This is a genomic window from Candidatus Poriferisodalis multihospitum, from assembly GCF_028283155.1.
Classification (GTDB): domain Bacteria; phylum Actinomycetota; class Acidimicrobiia; order Acidimicrobiales; family Poriferisodalaceae; genus Poriferisodalis; species Poriferisodalis multihospitum.
In genome coordinates this window covers 12,752-28,452 of sequence record NZ_JAPYOK010000065.1, presented here as the reverse complement: position 1 = coordinate 28,452, position 15,701 = coordinate 12,752, and the positions used below count along the sequence as shown (strand labels likewise).

Annotated in this window: 17 protein-coding genes and 1 pseudogene; 1 reads left to right on the top strand and 17 read right to left on the bottom strand. The window is 70.9% G+C overall.

The genetic code is table 11. From position 1 onward, the window contains the following. Both VI480_RS06000 and pyrR read right to left on the bottom strand, forming a co-directional pair. Window positions 1-401: pseudogene (locus tag VI480_RS06000) on the bottom strand (aspartate carbamoyltransferase); the annotation flags it as partial. After that, window positions 398-943, bottom strand: a complete 546-nt coding sequence (gene pyrR, locus VI480_RS05995) for a bifunctional pyr operon transcriptional regulator/uracil phosphoribosyltransferase PyrR (RefSeq protein ID WP_416246650.1) — start codon at window positions 941-943, stop codon at window positions 398-400. The pseudogene VI480_RS06000 and the gene pyrR, both read right to left, overlap by 4 nt. A 266-nt stretch (window positions 944-1,209) precedes the next feature. Here pyrR and VI480_RS05990 point away from each other — a divergent pair, with 266 nt between their 5' ends. Continuing rightward, window positions 1,210-1,626, top strand: coding sequence for a PIN domain-containing protein (locus tag VI480_RS05990; RefSeq protein WP_323671913.1), 417 nt, complete (start codon window positions 1,210-1,212; stop codon window positions 1,624-1,626). Between the two features lie 9 nt (window positions 1,627-1,635). On the opposite strand, the gene VI480_RS05985 is transcribed toward VI480_RS05990, so the two are convergent. The 15 genes from VI480_RS05985 to VI480_RS05915 all read right to left on the bottom strand — a co-directional run bounded on the left by VI480_RS05985 (window position 1,636) and on the right by VI480_RS05915 (window position 15,677). Further along, entirely contained in the window at window positions 1,636-2,004 is a 369-nt protein-coding gene (locus VI480_RS05985; RefSeq protein ID WP_323671912.1) for a hypothetical protein, read from the bottom strand. A 70-nt stretch (window positions 2,005-2,074) separates the two neighbouring features. Then, complete coding sequence (locus VI480_RS05980; RefSeq protein WP_323671911.1) at window positions 2,075-2,497, bottom strand: hypothetical protein; 423 nt, start codon at window positions 2,495-2,497, stop codon at window positions 2,075-2,077. A gap of 93 nt (window positions 2,498-2,590) precedes the next feature. Beyond that, window positions 2,591-3,007 carry a hypothetical protein gene (locus tag VI480_RS05975; protein WP_323671910.1) on the bottom strand — a complete coding sequence of 139 codons (417 nt, stop codon included), beginning with the start codon at window positions 3,005-3,007 and terminating at the stop codon, window positions 2,591-2,593. Between the two features lie 97 nt (window positions 3,008-3,104). Further along, window positions 3,105-3,308 carry a hypothetical protein gene (locus VI480_RS05970; RefSeq protein WP_323671909.1) on the bottom strand — a complete coding sequence of 68 codons (204 nt, stop codon included), beginning with the start codon at window positions 3,306-3,308 and terminating at the stop codon, window positions 3,105-3,107. Window positions 3,309-3,387: 79 nt separating this feature from the next. Further along, entirely contained in the window at window positions 3,388-4,155 is a 768-nt protein-coding gene (locus VI480_RS05965; RefSeq protein WP_323671908.1) for a type II secretion system F family protein, read from the bottom strand. Beyond that, complete coding sequence (locus VI480_RS05960; RefSeq protein WP_323671907.1) at window positions 4,152-4,925, bottom strand: hypothetical protein; 774 nt, start codon at window positions 4,923-4,925, stop codon at window positions 4,152-4,154. Before VI480_RS05960 ends, VI480_RS05965 begins: the two co-directional genes overlap by 4 nt. Continuing rightward, window positions 4,919-6,886, bottom strand: coding sequence for an ATPase, T2SS/T4P/T4SS family (locus VI480_RS05955; protein ID WP_323671906.1), 1,968 nt, complete (start codon window positions 6,884-6,886; stop codon window positions 4,919-4,921). Before VI480_RS05955 ends, VI480_RS05960 begins: the two co-directional genes overlap by 7 nt. A gap of 3 nt (window positions 6,887-6,889) precedes the next feature. Beyond that, the gene (locus VI480_RS05950; RefSeq protein WP_323671905.1) at window positions 6,890-7,525 is read right to left on the bottom strand and encodes a hypothetical protein; all 636 of its coding nucleotides are present in this window, start codon (window positions 7,523-7,525) and stop codon (window positions 6,890-6,892) included. Next, a complete protein-coding gene (locus tag VI480_RS05945; protein WP_323671904.1) occupies window positions 7,522-9,690 on the bottom strand; it encodes a hypothetical protein in 2,169 nt (722 codons plus the stop codon). Before VI480_RS05945 ends, VI480_RS05950 begins: the two co-directional genes overlap by 4 nt. Beyond that, on the bottom strand, window positions 9,687-11,627 hold the full coding sequence (locus VI480_RS05940; RefSeq protein ID WP_323671903.1) for a hypothetical protein: 1,941 nt from the start codon (window positions 11,625-11,627) through the stop codon (window positions 9,687-9,689). Before VI480_RS05940 ends, VI480_RS05945 begins: the two co-directional genes overlap by 4 nt. 113 nt (window positions 11,628-11,740) lie before the next feature. After that, window positions 11,741-12,964: a multidrug effflux MFS transporter gene (locus tag VI480_RS05935; RefSeq protein WP_323671902.1), complete on the bottom strand. Its 1,224-nt coding sequence runs from the start codon at window positions 12,962-12,964 to the stop codon at window positions 11,741-11,743. A gap of 24 nt (window positions 12,965-12,988) precedes the next feature. Then, entirely contained in the window at window positions 12,989-13,411 is a 423-nt protein-coding gene (locus VI480_RS05930; protein ID WP_323671901.1) for a transcription antitermination factor NusB, read from the bottom strand. Window positions 13,412-13,449: 38 nt separating this feature from the next. Further along, window positions 13,450-14,016: an elongation factor P gene (gene efp / locus VI480_RS05925; protein ID WP_323671900.1), complete on the bottom strand. Its 567-nt coding sequence runs from the start codon at window positions 14,014-14,016 to the stop codon at window positions 13,450-13,452. Between the two features lie 81 nt (window positions 14,017-14,097). Beyond that, window positions 14,098-14,583, bottom strand: coding sequence for a type II 3-dehydroquinate dehydratase (locus VI480_RS05920; protein WP_323671899.1), 486 nt, complete (start codon window positions 14,581-14,583; stop codon window positions 14,098-14,100). A gap of 8 nt (window positions 14,584-14,591) precedes the next feature. After that, window positions 14,592-15,677, bottom strand: a complete 1,086-nt coding sequence (locus VI480_RS05915; protein ID WP_323671898.1) for a 3-dehydroquinate synthase family protein — start codon at window positions 15,675-15,677, stop codon at window positions 14,592-14,594. Window positions 15,678-15,701: the final 24 nt, after the last annotated feature.

The following is a 15,701-nucleotide window of genomic DNA, read 5'->3' as shown; positions in this document are numbered from 1 at the left end:
GCGTGCCAGCCGTCGCCCCCGTTCAGCACGCTGACCCCGTCGCCCACCCAGCGGGCGACCTGGGCGGGCACGCCCGAGCTGCGATGGCGCACCACCATCGCATCGACGCCCATCGCCTCGATGGTCTCGACCGTGTCACGCAGCGACTCGCCCTTGGCGAGCGACGACGACGATGCCGAGAACGTCAGCACATCGGCCGAGAGCCGTTTCGCGGCGGTCTCGAAGGCCAGCCGGGTGCGGGTGGATTCCTCGAAGAACAGCGTGGCAACCGTGCGGCCGCGCAATGCGGGCACCCGTGGGATCGGTCGACGGCCCACCTCGACGAAGCGGTCGGTGAGCGACAGCAGCTCAGCGATGCCCTGGGTGCCGAGCTCGCCCAGCGTCAGCAGGTGCGTGCTCACTTGCGCATCTCCCCCAACAAGACGCCCTCGAGCGTGACGTCCACCATCTCCTCGCGGCTGGTGGGCAGGTTTTTGCCCACGAAGTCGGGGCGGATGGGCAGCTCGCGGTGACCGCGGTCGATCACCACGGCGAGCTGCACCGCTCGGGGACGTCCGAAGTCGTTGAGGGCGTCGAGCGCGGCGCGGATGGTGCGGCCGGTGTAGAGCACGTCGTCGACCAGCACCACCGTCATGCCGTCGAGGTCGAAGGGGATGTCGGTGACGGCTTCGGCCATGACGGGTCGCAGGCCGATGTCGTCGCGGTGCATCGCCACGTCGAGCGTGCCGAAGGGCACGTCGGTGCCGTCGATCTCGAACAGGAGCCGCACGATCCGCAGGGCGATCTGCACGCCGCCGGTCTGCAGGCCCACCACGAGGACGTTGTCGAGACCCTCGTTCCGCTCGATGATCTCGTGGCTGACACGGGTGAGCGCCCGGTGGACCCCGCTGGAATCGAGAATGGTGGTCCGGGCAACAAAAACGCCCCCGTAGGGGGGCGTCATGCGTCGCTCGCGGTCTGCCACGCGCAGGTCCTTCCTGTCCGTACGGGCCTCACCGGACCCGCTTCACGGTCAGAACCGCACCCTAGCGCGGGCCTCCCGCGACCCGGCGCGCAATGTCACGTCATGGACGGTTTCGGGTCGGCACCCGACCGCCAATTAGCTGGCGCTGGTACCATATATGGCATGCACACCCCCCGGTCAGGCATCATTCCCGGCGACAGCGCATGGGCGCTCGAGGTCGACGAGCTGCTCACAGGATTCGGCGAGTGACCGTCATTGCCGACACCAGCGCCCTCGTCGCGTTCTACAGCGAATCGGGAACACAGCATGACGACGTGAGCGCATGGCTCGAAGCGCACGGCGAAGTGATGGTCGTCTCGCCCTACGTTGTGGCCGAACTCGACTATCTCGTCGCCACGCGCAAGGGCGTGGACGCGGAGCTGGCGGTGCTGGCCGAACTGGCCGGTGGCGCCTACGAACTCGCCGCAATGAGCGCCGCCGACATCGCGCTGGCTGCCGAGGTCATCGCAAGGTACCGGGACCTCGGCATCGGCATCACGGATGCCTCGCTGGTCGTGCTCGCCGAGCGCTACGGGACCGACACCATCCTCACGCTCGACCACCGGCACTTCGGCGCGCTGCGATCGCTCACCGGAGAACCGCTCCGCATCGCCCCGCGCTAGCAGCACTGACTAGGTGCAGGCGGGCAGGCTGGCGCCTGCCAGGTCGGCGATATCGAGCGCTTCGAGGCTGAGCGCGTGGCGGCCGTGTGCTGGGGCGAGGCCCTGCAGCAGCACGGGAGACCAATCCAGCGATACATCGGCCCGGACGGCATCGCCGCGACGGCATATGGCACAGGTCGGCGCGGCGCAGCCCGGCGGCAGTGCGCACCTCTGCGGCGCGCTGCTGGCGGCGCACGAGTCGAGCGTGCTGGTTGCGACCCATCGGGCTTCGTTTGCGGCGTGATTGCGCAGGCCCATGGCTTGGGCGGTGTCGACCGCCGCCGCGCTGAACAGCGCGCACATGGCGGCCAGCGCCAACGCGATCACCGGCGTGCTCATGGCCCGGCACCCGGCTGCACGACTGCGACCGTTTCGCCGGCGGAGTCTCCGTCGGGATCGGGCAGCGCGCTCACGAACCCGCACCTGGCGGCGCCGGCACCGGCACGGCCGCTCGGAATCGGACGGTGTCGGCGAACAACGGCGAGACGGCCAGCGGGCAGGTCACCTGCACGCTGACTGCCGCCGGCTCGGCGAGGCCTGGCAGGCGATGAACCGATGCGGCGACGCCATAGCCGGGATCGGCGGTGTTGCAGTCGGAGATGGCCGCTGCAGCCACGACGCGCTCGGCGATGCCCGCGGCATGGCCGTCCAGTGCGGCGTCGGTGGTGCCCGACGGCGGCGACGCGAGTGCGCTGGCGGCGTACTGGGCAGCTTCGATGCTCGCCGCTCGGACGCTGGCCGTGGCGCGCGTGGCGTCGCCCGAGTAGTCCACCAGCCAGATGCCGAGCACCAGCACGGCCGCCACGCTGAGCATCCCGACGCCCTCATCCATGCGTCAGATTCCTCCACAGGAATGCTCTGCTCACTCGCTTCGATGGGTTTCGTGACCCAGGCGCTTGGCTCCGCCGCCGGAGCGACTTGTCGCTCAGCACGGCGGGACTATCGGGGCTCGCAGTGCCGCGCCCTCAGCTGACATCGGCCGTCGGCAGGCCACGCCGCGCGCGCCGCGCGAACCGAGCCAGTCTGCTGATTCAACACGCACCGTGACGATGACCGAGCACGTGCCGTCGGCACGCACCTCGACGGCCGTGGGCTGGACGGCAGCAAGCTGCGCCGTGCGGTCCACTGCCGCCCTCGCCGCCGTAGCCGCCGCGTCTGCGGGCAGGCCGGCCTCGGTGCAGTCCCAGTCGGACGACACCAAGTCGGCAACAGCGATAGCCGCGGCGTCGGCCGCGCCCTGCGCCGCCGCAGCACCGACCTGGCGAGCGAACAGCGAGATCACCAGCGCCATGAACACCGCCAGCACGCTGAACAGCCGCAGGATCGAGATCGAGCTATCCACGGTTCATCGACGATGGGAGGGCAACGGACTGCCGCAATGGGTCAACCGGAGGTGGTGCATGGACAGGCGCAACGCAAACCCCGGCTGTCGTCGACTGCTACGCGCACGGGGGTGTGTTGGCGGCAGTCCATGTGCCATCGACGGCATCGCAGAGCGCCTCGGTTGTGATCTTGGACTTGTCGGCGATGCCGCTCGTCTGCGGGGCGTTGGCGCCCAGGGTGGTCCACATCACCGTGACCACCAGCACTGAGGCGGCGACGGCGGCGGCGATGAAGATCAGCTTGGTTACCGGTGAATCCATGTTTCTGCTCCTTGCCCGCTCCCGCGGGCGATCGGGTTCCTTGCGTTGGAGGTCTGGCATGCGGCGCTCATCGGCTGGTTCACACCGAGGGGAGGGTCATGACGATGGTCACCATGACCACGGCGGACGCCACTACGGCGAGCAGCGAGGCGGAGGCGCCGACCGAGCGGCCGAGGCGGTCGATGGACTCGCGGCGGCGGTCGTCCATGGCCCGCACGACACGGTCGAGCACGCGGTCGAGCAGCTGCGACGCCGCAGCGCCCGAGCGCTCGGCGACGTCCACTGTGCGCAGCAGCGATGCCGTCGGCGAGTCGGCCAACTGCGCAGCGACCGCGGACAGCGGGTCGCGCCCGCCGAGCACCGCTGCGTTGACAGCACCGGCCGCCGGCGCGAACGCGGGGTCGCTGACACGCTCGGCCGCGTCGAGCACTGCCACGCTGATCGGGTGCCCTGACGCCACGAACAGCCGGATGCGGCGAAGCCACAGCAGCACGGCACCATCCAGCCGGCGACGATTGCCCGACAACGCCGAGCTTGCCACCAGCCCAGGCACCGCCCAGGCGACCGCAACCGCTGCCAGCAACGACCATGCCAGCGCCAGCGCGGGCGACGCAGCGGCCTCCTCGGAGAATCGGCTGCTGGCGACGAAGGCGATGCCGACCGCGCTCACGGCAACTACCAACGCCAGCACGGCCAATCGTGGCGTGGTCCAGCCCAGCGCGGCCAGTCGCCGACGGTTGCGGCGACGCCGCTCGCTGTCTGCAGCCAATCCCATCGCCGCGACGGCGCCCATCCCCGCGAGGATCCAGAACACGAGCACCCCCAGCGACGGCGGAGCCACGCTCACCGGGTCAGCTCCCAGGCTGAGGCCAGCGGGCGGGCGCAAATCGCCGTTGCGATGGTGACGGCTGCGAGGCCGACCCGTTGGCCTTGCGCCCCGGTCAGCCACGCCCACGCTTCGGGACTCACCAGCGCGCTGCCGAGGGCAACGGCCGAGCCCAGTGCGGCTGACAGGCCGAGCTGGGGCAGGTTCGCCGCGACGTGACGGTGGAAGTGGCGCGCGGTGGCCGCGTCTTCGGCTGCTTCGGACTCGAGCACACCCAAGATGGGCACCCATTCGCCGCCGCTCGACGCGGCAACAGCCACGGCGTCGGCCAGCCATGCAGCGACAGCACCCTCGGTGCCCGTCGCGAATCGTTGCGCGGCGGCTTCCACGCCGGCGCTGCGGCACTCTGCGACGAATCGGGCAGCCGCCTCGGCAATCGGTCCGGTGGCCAGCGGCGCTGCGGTCTCGAGCGCGTCGACCACGGTGCGCGAGACCTGCGCCTGATTGGACAGGATCGACGCGAACTGCGCCACCGACTCCGCCGCGGCGACACGCCGACGGCTGCGGGCGATGAGCGCCGCGCACCATGCACAGATGCCTACGACAGCACCCGCGAGGCCGGCGGCGACGGGTCCGAACGCCAATCCGGCGACGAATGCTGCAATGCCGGTCACTGTCCACGGCCAGCGTGTCGGGCTGCCGTCGCGGCGGCCTTCCGGGGCGGCATCGGCGAGAACCAACCACAGCGCCGCAGCGCAGCCGGCCGCCCCGAACGCCGCGAGCCTCAGCACGCGCCGTCCTCGGCAACGAGCGGCTCGTACGGCGGTGGATCGTCGATCGGCACGAGCGGGCCCGGATCCCACAGGGCGGCAACCCGCTGTGCACCGCCGCGCGGTGCCGGGTCGAACGCGGGCGCATTTTCCTGCGGCGTGACCGGCGCACGGACGGCCGTCGACGCGGCGGTCTTCTGCGGCGGCGCAGGTGCCTGCACCGCAGGCGCAGCTGATGACGGCACGGCGGTGGCGGCGGACCCGGGCATGGATCCCCCGTCGGATGCGCGAACCGCGCGAGGCGATGCTGCTTCGGCGGGCTCGGACGCCGCGAGGTTGGGTGTCAACGGAACATCGACGATCTGGGAGTACACGGTCGGCAGCTCGGCGTGGCCGCCCGCTTCGGGGAGGCCGGCAGAGACGTAGACCTCTGCCATGCGGCCCGCGGGGCGGCCGGCCGGGGTAGACCAGCGGTCGCCCGGCCGCAGCGCCCACAGGCAGGTCGTGGAGATCACGCCGGTGAGGTCGTCGATGCCGGTGAGCTGCGTCACATCGGCGACCACCCGCTCCCCTGCGTCGTTGCGGCCCATCCACACGCACAGATCCACTGCAGCGGCGATCTGGCGGCGCGCGTAGTCGGGTTCAGCACCCTCGGAGCAGGCGTACGCCACGAGCTTCTCCAAGACGCCCTTGCCGGGCTGGGAGTGCAGCGTGACCAGGCAGCCGTCGAGGCCCGAGGACATCGCATCCAGCAGCGCCTCGCAGCCCTCGCCGCGGATCTCGCCGACGACCAGCTTGGCGGCATTGGCCCGCTTGGCATCGCGGATGTGGTCGGCCATCGAATGACGGCCGTGGCCGTCCTGGTTGGCGTCGCGGGTCAGCCGCTCGTAGGTGTTGGGGTGAATGCCGTACTCGGCCAGTCGCAGCTCGGGCGTGTCCTCGATGGTGTCGATGCGCTCGTGATCGGGCACCGCCGCCAGCAGCGCCTGGCACAGCGTGGTCTTGCCCCCGCCCATGGCCGCAGCGACCACCACGTTGGCGCGCACCCGCCCCGCGATGGCCTCGATGAGCACGCTGCCCAGTTCGTCGGAGACGACGCCGAGATCATCGAGGCGCATGCGGCCCGCCATGTTCGAGCGGAGCACCACGTTGGGCGGGCTGGTCACGAACGCCTCGGCATGGAGGCGCCAGCGATCGCCGATCCGCACATCGAGGCGCGGGTCCAGTTCGTCGAAGCGCTGGGGCCGGTCACCGGAATAGCTCGCCAGAAAGCGCACGGATTCGATGAGATCTTCGTCCGCAGCGAAGGGCGACGGCCGCCGCTCCACCCGGCCGTCTGCGTACTGCACGAGCATCGACTCGCCGCCGCGTATCTGGAATTCCTCGATGTCGGGCTCATCCAGCAGTTCGGAGAGTGCGTCGGTGGCGGCGCGGGCAGCCGTGCGCCGCCGGACGTCGCCGTCAGAACGGTCGAGCCGCTGCGGGGCGCATGCTGATGCGGCCAGCGAGCGCCCCAGCCGGTGAAGCTGCCGGTACGCACCGCGCGTTTCGACCTGCTTGACGCGCACGATCCGGTTCACTCCCAGCGCGGCGGACAGCTCGCCGGTGGGGTCACCGCGCCCACCGCCTGCGGTCGGCAGCCACACCGCTGTTCGGGGAATGCCTCCTGGGGCAGCCGCTCGCCACGCCTGCGCTGCGTGAGCGCCGCTCGACGCGCTGGCCGTGGCTCGAGCAGCAGGTGAGCCGAGCACGAGCACGACTTCGCTGGAGGCAGCCGCTGCTGCCGCGATGACATCGGGCTCGTCGCCGCTGGTCAGCCACGCCATGCACGGCTCAGCGGTGCCGTCCGGACGAGGCATCGACACCACATCGGCACCGATCCAGACCCGGCCCGCCACAGCGGACAGCCCCGACTGCAGCGCGTCGCGCACCCAGTCGCGCGTCGCAGAACCCAGCGCTGCGTCGCACAGCACCAGCAGCACGCTTCAGCCCCCCACCGATCGGCACTCGGGCCAGCCGTCGGGCGGCGCCGGCCAGACCACGAGACCGTCGAGCTCCGCGGCGCGTGCGTAACGCGCTGCCTCGGAAGGATCGACGTGCACCACGATGCTCCCCTCGGCACCGCCGGCCAGGGTGGCTACGTCGAGCGCGCAGCCGCCCAGCACTCCCGCCACCACGGCGCGGCTCCCCGCGCGCGGGCCAGGCTCGGGCCACGCGGAGGTGTCCGCGCTCAACCGGATGACGGTGCGTGTGCCCGAAGCGCCATCGGGCGGACCTAGCAGGGCAGGCGAGACGAGAATCCCCGCCGGCACGTCGAATGCGACGACGCTGCCCGCGATCGAGTCGGGATCGGCCATGGTCCCGGCGAGCTCTTGGGGAACGGTCACCGCTTCGAAGGCTCCCGCCGGCTGGCCTGCGAGCCACGCTTCAGCGGTGACCGCCACCAGCGCATGAGGAGGCTCGCGGTGCGGGCGGCCCCAGAGCCAGATGGCCGCCACGACGATGGCGACAATCGCCGCTGAGACAGCAACTCGCCACGGCTCGATGCCGGTGCGCCGCGCGCCCGCCGAGGCCGGCGCCGGGTCATCGGTCCCGTAGCCGGGATGCGCAGGCGACGTCACGGCCGCGTACCGCCCTGGGTGACCGTCACCCGACCGTCCGCGTAGTCGCTCACCGGCCGGATCCAGTCCGCCCCCGAAGCCAGCGTTGTCCAGCAGTCGCCGCTTGCCGGCGGGCTGCCCCCGCCCGAGCCCGCCTGTCCCGGTGCGGGGGCGACCTCGAAGCAGGCGTCGAAGCGCCAGGCGTAGGCCCCCGGGTGGCTGAACAGCCAACCGCAGTCGGCTGATGCCGTGGCAGCGATGGCATCGGCAATCGCGCACACGACCTCAGCGGGAGCTGCGCCGGGCCGGTGCCACTGGCGCAACAACTGCTGCTGATCGGCCGCAAGCGCCCTCCAACGCTCGACGAGATGCGCAGTGCTCGGCTCGGCCTCCATGCGCTGGCGCTCGGCGACGATCCACGGCCGCAGCTCAGACCAGGCGGTGCGCACCTGCGTCACGGTCCACGTGCAGTTCGGATCGCTGATCTGCACGATGTGCAGCGCTCGCATCCAGCCGCGCCCCGGCGCCACCTGCAGGAACCGGCCGCCGCCGGGCAGGTGACGCTGGGGCGACGAGACCACATCGCCCGAGCGCACACGCGACTCCCACCCCAGCGCAGCCGCATCGGCGTGAACCAGAGGCAGCGGCGGCAGTGGCGAGCACTGCGAAGCGGGAGCTGTGGTGGTGGTCGTCGGCAGCGTCGTGGCCACGGTGACGTCGGGTCCGCCGGTGTCGGGCGGATCGCCTGCGCCGTCTACGTCTTCCGGCCCGACCGACGTGGTGGTGGCGGCAGTCGTCGACGGCGATGCCGTATCCGTCGGGGACGTCTCCGTTTCGGGCGACGGCAGGCAGGCGTAGTCGTAGGAGCCGTTGATGCGCGACTGCACGTATTGCGGCAGGGTGCCGAAGCTCGAGCAGTCGAAGATGCACACCCGGTAGGTCTCCGCACCGCGGTCTGGGTGAGCGTGCTCCTGGATCTGGGTGTCCGCCAGCTCCCCGATGGCGGGGCAGTAGGTGCGGATGGTGGTCTCCTCGCAGTCGCCGGGCGTCGTGCACTTGTTGAGCAAGTCGCTGCCAGTGACGCAGCTGCCGCCGTGGTCGGGCCGGTAGGTGGTGCCCTCGATGCCGTCGCAGATGCCCGGGTCGCTGTCCCACGTGCGTCCGGGCAGCTCGTCGCACGCCACATACGACAGCAGCCCGTCGGCGCAGCGATGGATGCCCAGTTCGGCGAGCCGTTCATCGCTCTCGCCGGCCAAGTGATGCAACGGCCGCGCCCCGCCGTCAGGCGAGGTCTCCGAGCCGCCGCTGTCGTCCTGGGAGGTGCCGGTGTTCGTGTCAGAACCGGGGGCGCTCGACTGGCATGTCAGCGCCGACGGCCCGGTGCCGCCCAACGCGTCGCCGTAGCGGGGAACCGAGCCTGACGGGCAGCTCTGCGTCGGCGCAGCAGAGGGCTGGCCCAAGACGGTGCGCGAGCACTGGCTGCCGGCGGGTTGCCAGCCTGACGGGCACGCGCCTTGCGTCGCCGCCGACGTCACCCACTCCACCACGGTCTCGTAGATCGGCTCGGTGGTGTAGTGGATGGTGGGCACCCGGTCCCAGTAGCCGGTTTCGCGTGCCTCGTAGATGGGCGTCTCGCTCCAGTAGCCCGGAACGGTGACCGTCTGGGTCGTCTGGTAGCCGTAGACCGGCACGTTTCGGCAGTTGTACTGCTGGCCCGAGACCGGGTCGAAGTCGCACCGCCGGGTGGTGCCGGTCTGCACCCGCAGCGGCGGCACCAGCGGTTCCACGGTCGTCCGCGGCGGTATCCAGACGCGTTTCGTGCCGGTCTGGACTCGCTCGGTGCCGGTCGGCACCCACACGTTCGCGTAGGTCGTGTGGCTGTACACCTGCCGGGTTTGACCGGTGTTCACCGTGCTGGTCACCTTGGTCTGGCACACGTGGCCGCCGTACTGGCCGGGAACCTGTGTCGATCCCGCCGGGCAGCTCGACGGACGGAGCGCAGTCTCGATTCGCTGCGTGAGGCATGACCCGGTGGCGCTGTCGAGCGCCATCCCTGCGGGACAGCTCAACACCGGCGCCACCGCGGCCTGCGCACCAGCAGAGTCGCTGCGTGCCGCAATGATCGCCAGCGGCAACGCAGCCAGCACGACAGTGAGCGTCCACCAGGCCGCGCGCGGGGCGCTCATGACGAAACCTCAGCGGACGACGCTTCAGCCAGCGGCGCTGCCTCGGGCCACCAGTAACGGTCGGTCTGCGGCGGCCAGCCGGCCTGCGGGCACGGCGGCATCGGACGTGGGTAAGCCCGATCAGGCGGGGTGAGCGGCAGCAGTCCCGGCGACCAGGGTCTCTTCGCGCGCCGCTCGACGGGCGGCTCCAGTGCCTCACTGATGAGGTCGGGATCCGGGGGACAGCCGAGAATCTGCTCGAGCGATGTGAACGGTGAGAGGTACATCCGCTCGTACCAGCTCGCGCCCGGTGCCCAGTTCGTCGCCGAGAGCTCCGCTGTGACGTCAGGGGCTGCCGCGGCGGCATCCTGCAGTGCCGCCCACTGCTCGGGAGTGCAGTGGGGCTCCAGCTCGGGCCGTTGCAGCGCACCGTCGATCAATACCCCGACGGGGATGCCGGTTTCGCACCAGAACGCCAGATGCCAGCGGTGATCGCGGTGAGCGCGCCACGCCTCGGCCTGGGGCACCTGCACCCACTCGCGCACAGCGACCCACTGGTTGCGCACACCCGAGCCCCAAGCGTGCGGATCGGACCAGTCGATGTCCGCGGCGTGAGCGTCCTTCTCGCCCTGCAGCCACTGCACTGCGCTCGAAAAGGCCTCGCTGTCGCAACCGCCGTCGAACAGCGCGTTGCGCAGCACGCGGTAGCTGAGCCGGGACCACGTCAGCCACATGGCTTCGACCCGCGCCCGATGGTCGGTACCGGCATCGAGGCGCTCTCCGGTCGATGCGTCGACCAGGAAGGACTGTCCCGGCGCGTGGCAGATCACTGCGAGCGCGTGTCCCGCAGAGCTGAGGTCGGCTACCCAGGCCCGACCGGCCGCAGGGGCGGTGAACTCGAGGCGCAGGCCCCGCGCCCACAGCGATTCGAGCTGGCGGGTGCGGTGCGAGGTGGTGTAGATGCCGGGCGTGATCGTGGCCAAATCGCTGCACGCCTCCCACAGCGTGTCGGGGCCGGGACTCACCGCTGCGTGACCGACGAGCGAGTCGGTGACGGCGCCCTGCGCAGCCCGTCGGGTCAGCCACGTCTTGGCCTGGGTGGACCAGTCGCCGGGGAAGAATCCCGCATCGGTCAGGCTGTGGCCGCCGAGTGCAAGCTCCATCGGCTCGCCGGGGCTGTAGGTGAGCAGCTTGGCTATGTCATTCGTCGTGGTGCCCCATGAGTGCACGGGCCGGCCGCCGGGCGAGCGCATTCCCACCATGAAGGCCTCGACGACCGCGGCGGCCCGATCGCGCCGCTGGGCGCTAGCCCCCGCGTCGATCCCGAGCGTCTGCGGCGTCGGATGCGGCGGGCACAGCGCGGCGTGGTCGTAGGCGGCGCTGCGGTCGGCAGCAAGGTGGGTCTCATAGGCGGTCCCGGCTGGATCGATCACCAGTTCCCACGCGGTCTCGGTTCCGGCGCGCCGCCAGGCAACCCGGCTGCCCTGATCGAAGGCTTCCCGTGCGGCTGGCAGGTACGCCGGCTTGGCCTCCCATCGCCGACGCTGATCGACGATGTGCTGCAGGCCGGCCGCTGTGTCGTCCAGCAAGGCCGATTGCGACCCCGCCACGACGGGCGGGCCGGCCTCCGCAGGCTGCGGGTAGGGCGGCCAGGGCACCCAGATGCGCCCGCCGCCGATGTTGACCCCCGCGGGCACCTCGGGCGGCGGTGGCTGTGGCAGGTGCACGGGGAAGCCGCCACCGCCGGCAGTGATCGGCCGTGCCTCGGTGGCCCGCTGCGGCAGTGGCGCACCGTCGCGCACCTCGGTCGTGGCGGCGCTGGGTGCCGCCGAGATCGGCGGGCCGAGATCGACGGGTTCTGCGTCGTCCCCGCTGCAGGCGGCAGCGAGCACGACCAGCGCCGCTGCGACGCACGCTCGGCGGCTGGCTCTTGGGTCCCGGCACGGGGGGATGGCCATCGCACTGCTCCTGAGAACTCGCTTCCCGCAGCCGCCTCGCACTGTCGAGGCTGTCGCTGGGGTGCTCTGGAGTTCTACGCGAGCTATGTGAGTCTATTCCAATGATTTTCGATCTATTTGATTTCAGACCGGTGCCGCCGGGCCCACAGGGCGAAGCCGAGCCCGATCGCTCCGTACCCGGCGTAGGCCATCACCAGCGGGGTCACCGAGCCGGCGATCATGCGGTCGATGAGCAGGGCGAGCACTGCGCCGCCGCCTGTCGAGATCGTGCCGATCACCGCCGATGCGGTGCCCGCAAGGTCGCCCATCGGTCCCATGGCCTGGGCCTGCATCAGCGGGTTGACGAACGTGCGCACCGCGTTGATCACCACGATCACTGCAAACCAGCCGAAGAACGACGGCTGGCCGCCGGCCTGCCACGACCACAGCGCCAGTCCCGCCGACATCGTCACCGTGGCCGGCAGCAGCGTCACGATCATCCGGTCGGCGCCGATGGTGGTCACGAGCCGGCTGCCGGTGAACACCACCAGCCCCATGCACACGCTCATCCCGGCGAAGTAGTAGGCGAACACGTCACCGCGCCCGTACACGTCGTCGAACAGGAGCTGGCTGCTGCCCAGGAAGGCGAAGAACGCGCCCATGTCGAACATGACCGCGAGCGCCGAGCCGATGGTGAGCTTGTTGGTGAACACGGCGACGATGGCCTCGCGGGTGCGACCGAGTGTGAGGGGGCGCCGGCGCTCGGGCGGCAGCGACTCGGGCAGCCGGATGATCCACAGCGCCAGCACCACCGTCAGCACCATCGGGGCGCCCATCACCCAGCGCCACGTGCCGAGCGCCAGCACCGCCTGGCCGAGCAGCGGCGCAATGGCGGGCACCACCATGAACACCGCCATCACCGCTGACAGCACCCGGCCCAGCCGGTCTCCCTCGTACAGATCGCGGCCGATCGCGAGCGACAAAGCGCGGGGACCCGCAGCGCCGATGCCCCAGACCAGCCGGCTGGCGATCAGCACGCCGAATGACGGGGCCAGCGCTGAGCCCAGGGCGCCCAGCGTGTACAGCGCCAGGCCGGCGTACAGCACCGGCTTGCGGCCGAAACGGTCGGTGAAGGGGCCGTAGAGCAGCTGCGCCCCTGCCAGGCCGAAGAAGTACAGGGTGACCGTGAGCGCCACCCGGGGCGAATCGGCTGCGAGACCGAGCCCCAGCCGGATCTCGGTGAAGGCGGGCAGCGCCATGTCGATGCCCAGCGCTGTGGTGGCGCTGATGGCGCCCAGCAGGAAGACGAGTTCGCGTTCGGCGATCCGGCGCGGCTGCGGATCGCCTGTTGGGCTCACGTGTCGACCGTCACGATCCGGCGGTCACCGGCCGTCGGCAGCCGCCAAAACGCCGTTCACCAAGGCGCCGCTGCGAACGGTGGCACCCAGCTGGTGTGCCAGCTCGACGGCTTCGTTGATGACTACCGCTGCGGGGGCCGCCCCTCGTTCGAGCTCGAAGAGGCCTTGTAGCAGGATCAGCCGATCGCACGCACCGAGGCGCTCGGGGGTCCAGCCCACGTTCAGCAGCTCCGCAAGCCGCTGGGTCAGTGCCTCGCGCCGGGCGGCGACGCCGGTGGCCAGCTCGAGCGCGAACGGGTCGAGATCGCTGACCTGCTCTGCAAGCACATCGGCCAGCTCGCACGACTTCATCTCCGCCTCGTACAGCAGCTCCACCGAGCGCTGGCGCGCCTCGCGGCGGCGAGTCGGCTCGTCGGGAGCGGCGAAGGGGTCGCTCGGGCGGCTCATGGCTGTGGCTCCGAGCATGTCGCGGCGGCCCGAGGGCGTCAGCCGCGGGCCCGCTCGATGTAGTCGCCGCTGCGGGTGTCCACCTTCAGCCGCTCGCCAGTCTCGATGAACAGCGGCACCTGCACCACCAGCCCGGTGGACATCGTGGCCTGCTTGCGTGCGCCCGATACCCGGTCGCCCTGCACGCCGGGGTCGGTGTCGGCCACCTCCAGCACCACCGATGCGGGCAGCTCCACGCCCAGCACCTCGTCGCCGTAGCGCACGACGGTGGCCATCTCGCCTTCCACCAGGAAACTCGTGGCGCTGCCGGCCGCCGTGCGGCTGACCGGGAGCTGTTCGTAGCTGTCGGTGTCCATGAACACCAGCGAGTCGCCGTCGGCGTACAGGTATTGCATGTCGCGCTGGTCGATGACGGCGCGCTCCATGCGCTCGCCCGCTCGGAACGTGCGCTCGAGCGTGGCACCGGTGCGCACGTTCTTGAGCGTGGTCCGCACGAACGCGCCGCCCTTGCCCGGCTTGACGTGCTGGAACTCGGTGAGCTGGAACAGCCCGTCGGCGAGGTCGAGCGTCATGCCGTTGCGGAAGTCGGCGGTGGAGATGGCCATGTCAACGCCTCGCGGTCAGCCTGAGTGCTTGCAGGTTCGCAGCGGGACGGTACAAGCACGGCCCGCCGCCACGACAGGGCGTCACGATGGCCGTTCGGCTTGGTCGCCGGTATCGGGGGAATCGGAGGCGGCGGCCGCATCGATGGCCAGCGCGACTGCCCGCGGGTAGCCAGCGCCGCCCTCCCCCGCCACCCGGGCGGTCGCCAGCGGCTCCACCACCGACAGATGCCGCCACGGCTCGCGCTCGCGGGGCTCGGACAGGTGCAGCTCCACGATCGGGCCCTCGAATGCGGCGAGTGCGTCGTGCAGTGACCAGCCGTAGTGAGTGAGCGCGCCGGGGTTCACCACGATCGCCTCTACCCGGCCGATGCCCGCGTGCACCGCATCGACCAGTTCGCCCTCGTGGTTGCTCTGGCGGTGCTCGAGATCCCAGCCGCGCTCGGTTGCGGCCCGACGGGCGGCACGCACGTGATCGAACAGCGTGTCGGTGCCGTAGATCTCGGGCTGGCGGGTGCCCAGCAGGTTCAGGTTCGGGCCCGACAGCAGCAGCACGACATGGCGAGGCATGACTGCACTCACATCCGCTCGAGCGCGCTGCGCAGCACGCCGGGATCGATGCCGGGCACCACTTCGAGGCCGTCGGGACCGTCGAGCACGAACGTGATGCCTCCGGCGGCCTTCTTGTCGCGGCCGAACAGCTCGATGATCTCGTCGCGGTCGATGCCGTGGGGAAGGCTCGCATTGAGCCCGTAGGCGGCGACCACCCGCTCATGCTCGGCCACACGATCGTCGTCGATGCGTCCGAGCACGCGAGCGACCACGGCCGCGTAGCGCAGGCCAATGGCCACCGCCTCGCCGTGGCGCAGGTCGAACCGCCCGGCGATCTCGAGCGCATGCCCGAGTGTGTGCCCATAGTTCAGCAACGCCCGGCGACCGCCCTCGGTTTCGTCCGACGCCACCACCTCGGCCTTGATGGCCACGCACGCCGCCACCAGTTCTGCCCCTTCGAGCGAGCTGAGCGGCTCGCCGCCTTCTAGGCGACGCGCGAGGGACGGGTGGGAACCAATGAGCTGCGCGGCCTGCGGTGTGCAGCCGATGAAGTGGTACTTGGCCAGTTCGCCGTAGCCGGTGCGCAATTCGCGCTCGGGCAGCGTGTCGAGCACCTCGGTATCGCACAGCACCGCTGCCGGCTGCCAGAAGGCCCCGACGAGGTTCTTGCCCTCGGCCAGGTTCACACCGGTCTTGCCGCCCACGGCAGCGTCGATCTGGCCCAGCAGCGTGGTGGCGACGTGCACAACAGCCACGCCCCGGTGGTACACCGCCGCTGCGAAGCCGGCCACGTCGGTGACGACGCCTCCCCCGACGCCCACCACGACGTCACGGCGGGTGAGGCCGAAGCGAGTGAACCGGCTGCACAACTCGCCGATGGTGGACAGCTCCTTGGCCCGCTCGCCGTCGGGAATCTCGAATGTCTCGAAACCGATGCCAGGGTCGATGTCGACGCCGATGCCCGGCTGTGTGATCACCACGGCGCGCTGCGCCCCGGCAGTCAGCTTGGATTCGCGCAAGACCGAGGCGAGCTCGTGGCGCGCGCCGTCGCCGACCAGCACGGGGTACGAGCGGTCGCCCAGCGGAACATCGACGCGGATGGTGCCCGACATCGGTTGCGAGGGTACCGACGCATT

What these genes read in the sequence shown, in the direction of transcription:
- VI480_RS05985 (WP_323671912.1), bottom strand. Translation starts at nt 2,004, where the DNA reads ATGAGCACGCCGGTGATCGCGTTGGCGCTGGCCGCCATGTGCGCGCTG.
- VI480_RS05930 (WP_323671901.1), bottom strand. Translation starts at nt 13,411, where the DNA reads ATGAGCCGCCCGAGCGACCCCTTCGCCGCTCCCGACGAGCCGACTCGC.
- efp (WP_323671900.1), bottom strand. Translation starts at nt 14,016, where the DNA reads ATGGCCATCTCCACCGCCGACTTCCGCAACGGCATGACGCTCGACCTC.
- VI480_RS05940 (WP_323671903.1), bottom strand. Translation starts at nt 11,627, where the DNA reads ATGGCCATCCCCCCGTGCCGGGACCCAAGAGCCAGCCGCCGAGCGTGC.
- VI480_RS05970 (WP_323671909.1), bottom strand. Translation starts at nt 3,308, where the DNA reads ATGGATTCACCGGTAACCAAGCTGATCTTCATCGCCGCCGCCGTCGCC.
- VI480_RS05945 (WP_323671904.1), bottom strand. Translation starts at nt 9,690, where the DNA reads ATGAGCGCCCCGCGCGCGGCCTGGTGGACGCTCACTGTCGTGCTGGCT.
- pyrR (WP_416246650.1), bottom strand. Translation starts at nt 943, where the DNA reads ATGACGCCCCCCTACGGGGGCGTTTTTGTTGCCCGGACCACCATTCTC.
- VI480_RS05915 (WP_323671898.1), bottom strand. Translation starts at nt 15,677, where the DNA reads ATGTCGGGCACCATCCGCGTCGATGTTCCGCTGGGCGACCGCTCGTAC.
- VI480_RS05980 (WP_323671911.1), bottom strand. Translation starts at nt 2,497, where the DNA reads ATGGATGAGGGCGTCGGGATGCTCAGCGTGGCGGCCGTGCTGGTGCTC.
- VI480_RS05920 (WP_323671899.1), bottom strand. Translation starts at nt 14,583, where the DNA reads ATGCCTCGCCATGTCGTGCTGCTGCTGTCGGGCCCGAACCTGAACCTG.